This is a genomic window from Pseudomonas fluorescens (assembly GCF_001623525.1).
In the GTDB taxonomy this organism is placed as follows: domain Bacteria; phylum Pseudomonadota; class Gammaproteobacteria; order Pseudomonadales; family Pseudomonadaceae; genus Aquipseudomonas; species Aquipseudomonas fluorescens_Q.
In genome coordinates this window covers 3,144,299-3,157,998 of sequence record NZ_CP015225.1, presented here as the reverse complement: position 1 = coordinate 3,157,998, position 13,700 = coordinate 3,144,299, and the positions used below count along the sequence as shown (strand labels likewise).

Below are 13,700 nucleotides of genomic sequence, written 5' to 3'. Positions count from 1 at the left end.
GAACATGGACGACCGCCAATACGCCTTCCTGGCCCGCCAACCTTCCGCAGCCCTGCACGCCCGTGACCGGTTCTGCGGCATGCCCAAGCGCGGCCTGGCGTTCCTGTTGGCCAACGTCATGTTCTGGCAACCGCTGTGGGCCCAGGCCGACGGCATTGTGGTCAGCGCACCGGGCACCGGCCTCAGCCAGGCAGGCAATGGTGTGCCTATCGTCAACATCGCCAAACCCAACGGCAGCGGTCTGTCCCACAACCAATTCAAGGACTACAACGTCGGCAGCAACGGCGTAATCCTCAACAACGCCACAAACCGAACCCAGTCCACGCAACTGGGCGGGATCATCCTCGGCAACCCAAACCTCAACGGCACGGCCGCCACCACCATTCTCAACGAAGTCAATGGCGGCAACCCGAGCCAGTTGCGCGGCTACACCGAAGTGGCAGGGCAGTCGGCCCACGTCATCGTCGCCAACCCTTACGGCATCAGCTGTAATGGCTGCGGTTTCATCAATGCCCCAAAGGCGACCCTGACCACGGGCAAGCCGATCATCGAAAACGGTCAGGTGAGCCGCTACCAGGTTGACCAGGGCAGCGTCGCCATCGAAGGCGCGGGCCTCAACGCCAACAACGTCGACAGTTTCGAAATCATTACTCGCAGTGCCAGGATCAATGCCGAGATCCAGGCCAAGAACCTGACCATCGTCGCCGGGCGCAACGACGTTAACGCCAATACCCTCAACGCCACTGCCCGGGCCGATGATGGCAGTGCCAAGCCCGAATTGGCCATCGACTCCTCGGCCTTGGGCGGCATGTACGCAGGCACTATCAAGCTGGTGGGCACCGAAGCTGGCGTCGGCGTGAAACTGGACGGCAAACTGATCGCCAGCGGCGGCGACATTCAGCTCGATGCCAACGGCCGCCTGAGCCTGGCAGAGACCTCGGCCAGTGGCGCCATCAATGTCAAAGCCGCGAGCCTTGATGCCCGAGGTCCGGCCTACGCCGGCACCAGGTTGAACGCCCAGACCCAGGGCAACTTGAGCAACCAGCAGAGTCTTGCGGCGCGGGACAGCATTACGCTGAACGCGGGTGGGCAGTTGACCAACAACGGCATTATCGAGGCCGGGGTCAACGCGGATAACACCCGTAACGCGGCGGGGGACGTGAGCCTGGAGGCGCAGAGTCTGAGTAACAACGGTAAGAGCGTTGTTGCCAGTCGTAACCTCACAGTCGACGTTGCGCAGACGCTGAGCAACAAGGGTGGGACGCTGAGCGCCGGGCAGGCCGCCACGGTCAACGCCGCGACCTTGGACAATCAAAGTAAAGGACGGGTGCTCAGCAGCAATACGCTGAACGTCACCGCCAACACGCTGCTCAACACCCAGGGCACGGTCAGCAGCAACGGCAACCTGACGGCCAATGTCAGTCAGTTGAATAACAACGGTGGCGAACTCACCGGCTTGAGCGGCGTTACATTGCGCGTTGCGTCGCTGGACAACGTGGCTGGCCTGGTCGCGGCAGGGCAGGGGTTGGATATTAATGCCAGCGGCCAAGTGAACAACCGCAGCGGCCGGCTCACTTCAAGCAAGAGCGTGCAGCTCAGCGCTGCGTCGGTGGATAACACCGCAGGCCGTTTGCTCAGTGACGGTGCGCTCACCGCCAGCATTTCGGCGCAGTTGCTGAATCAGGCGGGATTGCTGTCTTCGGCGGGGCTGCTGACGCTCAATGCGGCGAGCCTGGATAACCGTCAGAACGGCGTCGTCACCACAACCCAGGCCGCCAGCCTCGATGTAGGCAAGTTGGATAACCGCAGCGGTGAGCTGTCGAGCCAGGGTGTCCTGACGCTGACCGGCACCGAGCTGGACAACAGCAACAGCGGCAAAGTAATTGCCTATGGTGATCTGCGCCTGACGCTCGAACGCCTGACCAACCAAAGCCTCGGATTGATCTCGACCCGAGGCGTCCTGGCGGTCAACGCCGGCCAACTCGACAACCGCCAGGGGTCGCTGTATGCCCAGCGAGGGATGAACCTGGACCTGCGCGGGCAACTGCTCAATGCCCAAGGCAGCCTCAAAAGCGACGCCACCGCCAGCGTCAAAGCCGCCGGTATCAATAACGATGCGGGTCAGTTGACCAGCGTCGGTGCGTTGAGCATCGACAGCGCCGCGACCCTGAGCAACCTGGGTGGCAGCCTGATCAGCGGTGACACGCTGCTACTGAAGGCCGGTCAGGTGAACAACACCTCCGGTCGCATCGCCAGCGCCAAGGCCCTGAACGCCAGCGTCACCGGGCTGGAGCAACAGAACGGCCAATTGGTCAGCAACACCAGCCTTTCCCTTGACCTCAACCATGGGCAATTGAACAACCAGGGCGGGCTGATCAGCACCCCCGGCGCGCTGCTGTTGAACAACCTCGCCGCTGTGAACAACCGTGACGGCGAGATCTCCAGCGACAAGTCCTTCAGCCTGAATGCAAACAGCCTGGACAACAGCGCCGGCAAAGTCGTCAGCAAGCAGGGCCTCAACCTGACCATTGCCCAGGCGTTGAACAACGCCCAAGGAGTGGTCTCGGCCAATGGCCTTGCCGTGCGCGCAGCCAGCCTGGACAACAGCAGCGGCACCTTGAGCAGCGACGCCGACCTGAGTGTGGACGTCGATGGAACGCTGACCAACCTGGAGGGTGAAGTGTCCAGTGCCGGTCTGACCCGGCTCAACGCGATGACCCTGAACAACCGCAATGGTCAGGTGCTGGGCGATAACGCCTTGAACATCAGCCTGGGCGGCGCGCTGGACAACCGCGAGGGTGTGCTCGGTTCGGGCAAGGTCGTGGACATCCAGGCCGCGAGCCTGAACAACGGCAACGCTGGCCAAGTGATCAGCGACGGCAGCCTGAGCGCACGCATCAGTGGCCTGCTGGACAACCAGGGCCAGGGCGAAGTGATCGCCAAGGGCGCACTTGACCTGCAAACCGGTAGCCTCGACAACCGCGGCGGTCGTCTCACCGGGGTCGACCTGCTGACCGTGCGCAGCGATTCGCTCGACAACCGTGGCGGCAACATCCGCGCCGACAGAGCGCTGCAACTGACGGTCGCGCAACTGGACAACCGCAGCAACGGGATCATTACCGGCAAAGCCGGCGTCGGCGTCGAAGTCACGCGGCTGGACAACAGCGGTGGTTTGCTGAGCAGCGTAGGCCCGCTGAACTTGAAGGCCAATGAGGTGCAAAACGCCCTTGGCCGCATCTCCAGCCAAACCGACCTCACCGCGCGGATCGATACCCTGCAACAGCAGGGAGGCGCGTTGGTATCACAAGGCAACCTGAGCCTGACCGGCAGCGTTCTGGATAACCGCAACGGTGGATTGGTCGGCACCACAAAAGCGCTGGATTTGCAGGTTGAGCAGATCGATAACCGGGCGGGCGAACTGTCCGCAGGGCTGGACGTCAAGGTTGGCGCTCAACGCCTGGACAACAGCGACGGCGGCAAACTGATTGCAGGCAGCGCGCTTGAATTGAAAGTCGCGCAACTGATCAACCAGACCAAGGGCCTGGTCCACGCCCAAGGCCGACTCATGCTCACGGGCAGTACGCTGGACAACAGCGGTGGCGCACTCAGTAGCCTGAATGCTTTGGTGATCACACTCGACAACGCATTGTTGAATAACAAAGGCCTGATCAGCAGCGAAGGTGAACTGAGCGTCGACGCCGGCAGCCTCGATAACACCGCCGGTAGCCTCGGCAGTGCCGGCGCGTTGTCCATTGTCAGCCAGGGTGGGCTGATCAACCAGGGTGGCTCCATCAGCACCGACGCCGGCCTGAGCCTCAAAAGCGCCAGCCTGGACAATAGCCAGAAAGGCCTGGTCTCGGGCAGCGCCGCCACCCAAGTCAGCACCGGCGCTCTCAACAACAGCCAGGGCGGGCGCTTGACCTCGGGCAACACCCTCGCGCTCACCGCCACTCAGGTGAACAACGCCGACGGCCGTATCGCCAGCAGTCAGGCTCTGACTGCATCGGTCACCGGGCTGGATCAACAGCAAGGAGAGTTGTTCAGCAACACCAGCGTCAGCCTGGACATGAACCAAGGCCAGTTGAACAACCAGGGCGGCCTGATCAATGCCGCGGGTCTGTTGCTGCTGAGCAACCTCAAGGACGTCAACAACCAGGGCGGTGAAATTTCCAGCCGGCTAGCGTTCACCCTGGCCGCGCGGAACCTCGATAACAGCGGCGGCAAACTGCTTAGCAACCAAGCCCTGATGCTTCGAACCGTGCAGGCGCTGAACAACGCCAAAGGGATTGTTTCGGCTGCGTCCGTGGACAGCCACAGCGCCAGCCTGGATAACAGCGATGGGCTGATCAGCAGTCGCGATCAGCTCGATGTGAAGGTCGATACGTTGCTCGACAACCAGCGCGGTTCGCTGATCGCCGACGGCGCACTGGTATTGAACGCTGATCGCCTGGATAACCGCGCTGCCAGTATCGCCGGCAAGGCCGGGCTCGACGTCACCGTCACTGCGCTGGATAACCGTCAAGGCACGCTGGTCAGCACCACGGACCTGACGTTGCAAGCGTCGAGCCTCGACAACCGCCAGGCCGGCTTGATCGGCGCGACAAAAGCGCTGGATATCAACGTTGACGACCTCGACAACCGTGGCGGCGAGCTGAGCGGTAACACCGGCGTCACACTGGTGAGCAAAAACCTCGACAACAGCGACAGCGGCCAAATATTCGCCGGGCAAACCCTGAAGCTCACCGTGGACAAGCTGCTCAACCGGACCAAAGGCCTGCTCAGTGCCAAGACACAATTGAGCCTCGACGGCGGTTCCCTGGACAACAGCGGCGGCTATCTGGTCAGCCAGCAGAACCAGCGCATCGACCTCAGTGGCGACCTGATCAACACCCAGGGTCAACTCAGCAGCGAAGGTACCCTCGACGTCAGCGCCGCCAACCTGGGCAACAGCGGCGGCAGCTTGTCCAGCGCGGCCAACCTGACGGTTAAAAGCCTGGGCCGCCTCGATAACCAGGGCGGCGAACTGGTGACCGACGGCGCGTTGCTGCTCAGCAGCACGGCCCTGGACAACCGTCAGCAGGGCAACATCAGCGGCAAAGGCACGGTGAACATCTCTACCGGCGCGTTCAACAACAGCCAGAACGGACGCCTCAACAGCGGCAGCACACTGAACCTCAAGGCGGCCCAGGTCACCAACCAGGACGGCGGCCGCATCGGCAGCCAGGGCGCACTGACTGCCTCGGTTTCCGGCCTGGATCAACAGGGCGGCCAGTTGTTCAGCAACACCTCGCTGAGCCTGGACATGAACAATGGCCAGCTCAACAACCAGAACGGCCTGATCAACGCCCCCGGTACGTTGCTGCTGAAAAACCTCCTCGGCGTGAACAACCAGGGCGGTGAAATCTCCAGCGCCCAAGCCTTCACCCTGGCGGCACAAAACCTCAACAACGATGGCGGCCGGCTGCTCAGCAACCAGGGCCTCACGCTGCGCATCGCCCAGGCGCTGAACAACGTCAAAGGCATGATCGGCGCGGCCAGCGTCGATGTCCTTGCGCAAAGCCTGAACAACAACGGCGGCACCCTGACCAGTCGTGGCAAGCTCGACCTGACGGTTGGCCAAGAAATAGACAACCAGGCCCAAGGCCTGATCAGCGCCGCACAGTTGCTGACACTCAACAGCGGCAATTTGAACAACCAGGGTGGCAGCGTGTTGGCGGGCGGTGCATTGGTCCTCAACGCCATGGCCCTGGACAACAGCGCCAACGGCCTGATCAATGCCCAATCCAGACTCACCCTCGGCGCCGATTCGCTGGACTCCAGCGACGGCGGCGAAGTGTCGGCCAAGGGCGATATGAACCTGACCCTCGCGGCGCTGACCCAAAACGGTGGACGTCTACTGGGCGAACAAGCCGTGACGCTGAACCTCGGCGGTCATGACCTGAACAATCGCAACGGCCTGATCACCGCCAAAGGTTTGCTGACCGTCAACGGCCTGCGCAACCTTGATAACCAGGGTGGCGAAATCTCCAGCAGCCAGAGCTTCAACCTCAGCGGCCAGACGATCGATAACAGCGGCGGCAAGCTGATCAGCAGTCAGAACCTGAGCCTTCATGGCGATAGCCTGGTCAACCAGAACGGCTTGATCTCTGGATGGCAGGACTTGCAGGTCAGTGGCAGCAGCCTGGACAACCGCAACAACGGCACGCTCTCCAGCCGCAATGGAGACGTTGGCGTCACCCTCAGCGGGGCACTGCTCAACAGCGCTACCGGTGCGCTGGTCGGCCAGAAAAAACTCACTGTCAGCGCTGCCAGCCTGGATAACCAGGGCGGGAATCTGTCCAGCGGCGCCGACCAGACCCTGACCGTCACTGGCGGTTTGCTGAACAACGCCCAAGGCGGCTTGATCGACAGCGGCGCGACTCTGGTCATGAAGGCCATGACCCTGGGCAACGTCGGCGGTACTGTCAACGCACAAAACGCTTTGAGCTTCACCGGCACCTCCGTGGACAACAGTGGCGGCAACCTGATCGGTAACGCCGCCGTGACCCTCAACCTCAAGGGGGCCCTGGACAACCACGGCGCCAAGCTTGCCAGCGCTGGTCCGTTGACGGTTAAAGATGCGACCGCGATCAACAACCAAGGCGGTCAATTGGTCAGCCAGGGCGAAATGACCCTGGGCACCGGCACCCTGGACAACAGCTATACCGGCACTGTCGCCGCGAAAAATGCGCTGACGGTCACTGCCTCCGGAGCCGTGCAGAACCATACCAACGGGCTGATCTACAGCCAGACGGCGGACGTTGAACTCAATGCCGCGAGCCTTGCCAACGGCCAAGGCGAGATGCAAGGCCAGACGGGTGTGAGTCTTGAATTGCGCGCGGACCTGGACAACCAGGGCGGCAAACTCATCGCCCAAACCGGCGATGTAAACGTGACCGCGGCCAACATCGATAACCGTGGCGGCACCCTCGCCAGCCTCAAGGGCGCCCTTGAGGCGAGAACCGTAGGGGTGCTGCGCAACGGCTTCGATGTGAACAACAAGGGCGGTGTGATTCAAGGCCAACGCCTTGGCCTGCGCGCCTTGGCCGGGCTGAACAACAACGGTGGCCGGATTGCCGCGCAGACGGGCGATATCGTCATCGACACCGTCGGCCTGAACAATCGCAGTGGCGGTCTCTATGCCTCTGGGCTGATCAAGGTCAGCGGCACCGGTGCCAGCCTGGACAACACCGCCGGCCAGATCGCCGGCAACGCCATCAATTTGGACCTGGACGGCGCCCTGATCAACCGTGGCGGCATTCTGGAAAGCGACAGCACCTTGGTGGTGAGTGCCGCCAGCCTCGATAACCAGACGGGCCAACTGCGAGCCCTTGGGGTAACGGGCAAAACCGACTTCCAGATCGGCAGCCTCTTCGACAACCGCAATGGCAAGCTGGAAAGCGCCAACAGTCACCTGACCCTGTCCGCCAACAGCTTCCTCAATGGCGGCGGCCAATTACTGCATCTGGGTGACGGCACGTTCGACATCTCCCTGGCCAACGTCACCGGCGCCGGCGGCGACATCGTCACCCGCGGCGGCTTGACGCTAAAAGCCGACACCTGGACCAACACCAGCGTCATCCAGGCCGGGCGGCTGACGGTCGACGTCAACAATTTCACCCAGACCGAGACTGGGCAACTGCTGGCCTCGACGCAGTTGGAGGGTAAAGGCGGGAACTGGGTTAACAACGGGTTGATTGCCAGTGATGGTGGCCTGGGCTTGCAGTTGACTGGGCGGTATAGCGGCAATGGCCGGGTCTCCAGCCTGGGCGACATGACGGTAGATGCCGCTGCGATCGACTTGAGTAGTGTGGCCAGTATCACCGGCGGCGGGACCACGACGATCGGTGGGCGCGGTGGCCTGGGCAGCCTGAACAATTACGGGCGGCTGACATCGGCGGGTGCGTTGAATATCACTGCGGGCACCATTAATAACTATGGGACGGTTGCCGGTGCAGATGGTTTGAAACTGACGGCTTCGACCTTGCTGAACGATCAAGGTGGGTTTTTGTTCAGTGGGGCGGACATGAAATTGCGGGTGGGGAGTTTTACCAACCGTAAGTCGGATGTTTATGCCCTAGAGAACATTGATGTAGCGCGCAATGACCTGGGGGGGCGGTCGGCGTTGATGGAGAATGATTCGGGCACCATGGAGAGTGGGCGGGATTTTTCCATTAATGCGGATTCAATTATTAATAAGCGCGGGGATTTTAAGACTGAGGCGGAGTTGTATTCTTCGGCGTTGGGGTTTCGTTGCTCCAGTTGTGATTCGCTTCCTCAATATGGAAGCGAACAGATACCCTACTACCTAGTCTATAAGCAGCAGTATCGTGTCTTGGTGTCCGGGGACTCTACCGCGGTGTCGGCTTCGTTGAGTGCTGGAAGAAATCTAGCTATCGATGGTGCATCATTTGTTAATTCGAACTCAACTACTACAGCTGGAGGTGATATTTCTATAATTGTCGATGATTTTGAAAATTCCGGTACGGCTTTGGGAGATTATACGAGTTATCAATATATAAATTATAATAATATCCAGAATGGGGATGAGTTGCAGAGGGTTGTGGACTATAATGTTTACAATGACTCTGGCTACAATAAAGATATTCGTTTTTGGAATGCGGCGGGGGATGAAAGTTTTGTTCTGTCACGCAATTTTATGACCACTAACAAGCCTGTAGATAGGGAGTATTATCAGGTTGTTGGTCCGGTGGTTAACATGGTTGATAGCTATAGCGGTGGAGGGACGAAAGTAGTAGTTTTCAATAGCTCTAAGTATTCGGCGGGTATTCGGACCGAACTGCCAGATTTTATAAAAAGACTTACTCCATTTAAGCAGGAGGTTTTTTCCTCGACCTCATCCGATAATTTTGCCCCGGCCATCATCCAAGCCGGCGGCAACGTCTCCATTACCGCAACAAACAAAATCACCAACGGCGTGGAGCGCCCATTCGCCACCGGCATAACAACGTCGCCCCGCAACACCACAACCGCCGCCTCAGGCTCAGGCAAAACCACGGTCGTGACCCTGAACAGCCAACTCCCACCGGACTTGGCCCAACAACAAATAAACCCCCTGACACTCCCCGGCTTCAGCCTCCCCACCGGGCAAAACGGCCTGTTCCGGCTGAGCGGGCAGGGCGCCAGCGACGCGTCATCCTCCCAGACGCCGGTCGTGTCGCAGAACTGGACAATCGGCGGCGCCAGCGTGAGCGCATCGAATCGATCCACCGCCGCCCCGACCGCCAATGTGCGCGACATCCAGATCGCCGATGCCACCCAGGTTTCCACCGCCGAACGACAGGTGCAGTTGTTGAATCGTGAGAGCGGTGGCGTTACGGCTGGCGCGTCCGCCATTCAGGTCACCGCTCCAACGGACTCGTCCACAGGCACGCCGCAACTGCCAGGGCATTCGCTCGACGGCACCATCCCCCGTGGCGTCGACATTGCACTGGACACTTCGAGCACGCCGCCGGTCGGCGTAAGTCGTCCAACCGACGCCTCGGTAAGCGGTCCAGCGCCTGTCAACGGCCAAACGGTGGCACGGGTAACGGGCCTGCCAAGCACGACGGTTGCCTCGACGCCACATAAATACTTGATCGAGACCAACCCGGTCCTTACCGACCTCAAGTCATTCACCAGCTCGGATTATTTGCTGACGAAACTCGGCTACGACGCCGACACCAGCGCCAAGCGCCTGGGCGATGGCTTGTTTGAACAACGTCTGATCCAGCAAGCCGTCGTCGCCCGCACCGGCCAACGCTTCATCGACGGCCAGACCTCCGATGAGGCGATGTTCGAGTACCTGATGAACAACGCCATCGCCAGCAAGGACGCCCTCAACTTGTCGGTAGGCGTCACCCTCACCGCCCAACAAGTTGCCGCCCTGACCCACGACATCGTCTGGCTCGAAGAGCACGAAGTGAACGGTGAAAAGGTGCTGGTGCCGGTGCTGTACCTGGCCCAGGCCAATAATCGTCTGGCGCCTAATGGTGCATTGATTGCTGGTCAGAACGTTACGTTGATTGCCGGCAAGGATCTAGAGAACGCCGGTACGCTTCGGGCTACGAATAACCTCTCCGCATCCGCTGGCGAGAACCTGACGAACAGCGGATTGATTGAAGCCGGCAACCGTCTTGACCTGTTGGCCGGCAACGACATCGTCAATAAATCCGGCGGCATCATCGCCGGGCGTGACGTCAGCATGAATGCGATCGTTGGCGACATAATCAACGAGCGCACGTTGACCACCGCAAGTATCAGTAACAAGGGCTACACGCAGCGGCAGGACTATGCGGATAACGCCTCGCGTATCGAGGCGGCCAACGACCTGACCATGGGAGTTGGTAGAGACGTCAACAGCGTTGGCAGCGTCATGGTCAGCGGACGCGACACCCAAATCAATGCAGGGCGGGATGTCAATATCGTTTCTGCGCAACAACAGACCGCTAACACCGGTGGTACCCGTAGAAGTTCGATCACTCAATTGGGCTCGGAGGTGGATGCAGGGCGCGACGTTGTTGTGAATGCCGGTCGAGACTTCAACGCCATCGCGAGCCAGATCAGTGCTGATCGCGATGTAGCGCTGGCCGCCGACGAGAACATGACAATCTCCTCCGGCGCCAACGAAACCCACTCTTACTACAAGTCGAAAAAGGTCACGGCCCAAAAGGACCACGTCAAACAGATCGGCAGCGCTATCAGTGCTGGAGGCGACGTGAGGTTGGATGCCGGGAAGGATATGGCGCTTATCTCCAGCCGTATCAACGCCGGTGATGAAGCTTATCTGGTGGCTGGAGAAAGCCTGGCGCTTCTGGCCGCGCAGGACAGCGATTATTCGCTGTATGAGAAAAAGAAGAAGGGGAGCTGGGGGAAGAAACAGAGTCGGCGTGATGAGCTGACCAAGGTGACTCATGTGGGGAGTGAGATTACCACTGGGGGCGATCTGACCTTGGTTTCCGGTGAGGATCAGCATTATCAAGTAGCCAAGCTGAACAGTGGCAATGACCTGACCTTGCAAAGCGGTGGCTCGATTACCTTTGAGAGCGCCAAGGACCTGCATCAGGAGAGTCACGAGAAAAGCAAGACCAGCGCCGCGTGGTTCAGCATGAAGGGCAGCGGCCGCACGGATGAGACGGTTCGTCAGAGTGAACTGACTGCTCAAGGCGACTTGGTCATCAGCGCGGTGGGCAAGATTCATGCGGACGTGCTGCAAGTCAACAAGCAGACGGTCAGCGAATCCATCGATGCGATGGCCAAGGCCGATCCGAAACTGGCTTGGCTCAAGGAGCTTGATGAGCAGGGTGGTGTTGATTGGCGGCAAGTGCAGGAGATCCATACCAGCTTCAAGTACTCGAACTCCGGCCTGGGGCCGGCAGCGCAGATGATAATTGCCATTCTGATGACCGTTCTGCTCGGCCCTGCTGGTGCCGGTCTTGGCGGCTGGGCCTTGGCTGGTGCGTCCAGTCTGGCAACCACCGGCACTGTGGCGACGATCAACAATAACGGCGACCTAGGTGCCGGGTTGAAAGCGGTAGCCAGCAAAGACGGCCTTACCAACGCCGCCATCGCGGCCATCACGGCCGGTGTCGCCGAGAACTACCTGGGCGATATGACCATGACCAAGCAGGTCAATGGCAAGACGGTGATTGACTTAAGTTCGATCGAAGCCGTCAGCCATTTTGCGGGTCAGCAACTGATCAACAACGCATCTGCTGCTGCGATCGCCAAAGCTTTCGGTCGGGACGTTACGTTAGCGGGCATCCTGCAGTCGGCGGTCTACAACACCTTGGCGGCTTATTCCTTTGACCAGGTAGGTAACCTCGGCCTGAAGACCGGCAGTCCGGAGAAGATCGCCCTGCACGCCTTGGTAGGCGGCATGATCGCCGAAGCATCGGGCAGCGACTTTGCTGTCGGTGCGATGGCAGCGGGAGTGAATGAGACGTTCGCTAACCAGTTGCGGCGGATGTCGGCTCAGATGAGTCCGGAGAACCGTGACCATCTTATGCTCATGTCTTCGCAATTGCTGGGTGTGGTGGCTGCCGCAGCTGTGGCTGGTGATGATGCGAATAGTCTACAGACCGGCGCGTATGTGGCTGGCAACGCGACCCAGTACAACAACCTCAATCACCCCGATATGAGTGACTTTGTCGGGGACATGAATGCCTGTGGTAGCAGCGAGACTTGTCAGAAAAACACGTGGGAAGGGGGGAAGTACGAACAGATCAGTAACGAAATCACCGATTGGTCGGAGAAGGCCGTCAGTGGTGCATTTGCGAAATCCTTGCTGACCTCGATCCAGGGCGGGCTGACCGCACTGAATGACCTCAATTGCACGACGGCGACTTGTACGCAATACAAGGACACCCTGACTGAGCGTGCGTTGAACGACCTGACGAACTTGGCGAAGGTTACTGACACGTGGGAAAACGCAACAAGCGTGGCTACGCTGGTCATACCGACCTCAGGCGGCGCGCGTGGTGCTGGCGTTGGCGAAGGAGGGATTTCGCCTAGGGTTCAGGCGGCTTTGGATAAGTTTACGGAAGCCAAGGCCGTACGTACGGGAGCTTCTACGGGCAAGAACGGCAGCACGCCGCTTGGGGGGCCGGATGCTGAGGCGGGGATGCCTTATACTCATCCGGTTAAAGATGTTCCAAGTGAACCCATTATCCCAGTCCCGGGCCGCGTACAGTCCCGCATAAACATTGCCAACGGCCGTACTGCAACGACACCTCTTCGGGATAGTGGTAAACCCGTGTCTGCGGGTTTCGAACATGTTTTAGAAGGGCATTTTAATAGGGAAATATCTAATTCACGCTCCGTATTCACTATTGCACCGGAGGAGCTAAAAGGGATTTTGCAAAGTACATCTGTGGTGAAGTCCCCGGTTGTGGGGCTGCCGGATGGCCAGTTTGTTAGAACGGTTGATGTGGGGCGGACGATTGGTACTACTACGTTGAAGGATGGCGGTGTCCCCACTTCTGTGTTAAAGGTATTTACCGACAGAGCCGGTAATTTGATAACAACTTTTCCTGTTAAGGCGGGTATTTGATGGGTGGTCTACCAACTAAAGTTTGGGGTGAGTTTCAGTCGGCAGTCTCAGCTCTGGCTGATGAGGCATCTTCGAGACAAATTCTTGAATTAATACTCCACTGGATTCGGAGTAATTATCAGTATCTTGACTGTGAGCCGTTCACGACTTATGGATTTGATAGGGTTATGAAGGTCAATGAGCGAGCAATGCCGGTTGAGCGCTCTTGTTTTACGGCGGTGGATTTAATGAATTTTAAAAATACTATCATGAAACGTCAGCCTCGGGAGGGAGAGGCGATTGCGAGATTTCTGCGCGATACGATTGAGGAGTTGATAACGGTCGAAGTAGATGAGCAATGTCCAAGATGTAAGTCTGATGGGGGACGCATTTTTATAGGTAGATATAATGGATTGTTAGCTTGTCAGTGTGGTGTCTGTGGTTACTCTCATTATTCAGATGGGACTAGGGTTAAAAGTGATGAATTAGACTTTGCGAGCGAAATTCAGTTGCGAGAGCTTGGTCTAAATTAGTGAAAAAAAGCGGAGAGAAAAGGGGACACCCATTAGCCGGTCTCAAGTCAAGGCTAAAAGCCAACTCGCCCTGCAGCTTTTAACTGCTGGGTTCCCCT

2 protein-coding genes are annotated in these 13,700 nt (G+C 59.0%); both read left to right on the top strand.

Going from position 1 to position 13,700, the window contains the following annotated elements; all coding sequences use genetic code 11:
* Nucleotides 1–4 precede the first annotated feature (4 nt).
* Entirely contained in the window at nucleotides 5–13,090 is a 13,086-nt protein-coding gene (locus tag TK06_RS13430) for a filamentous hemagglutinin N-terminal domain-containing protein (protein WP_238992630.1), read from the top strand.
* Complete coding sequence (locus tag TK06_RS30865; protein ID WP_086936648.1) at nucleotides 13,090–13,602, top strand: hypothetical protein; 513 nt, start codon at nucleotides 13,090–13,092, stop codon at nucleotides 13,600–13,602. The genes TK06_RS13430 and TK06_RS30865 overlap by 1 nt, the downstream gene beginning before the upstream one ends.
* Nucleotides 13,603–13,700 lie beyond the last annotated feature (98 nt).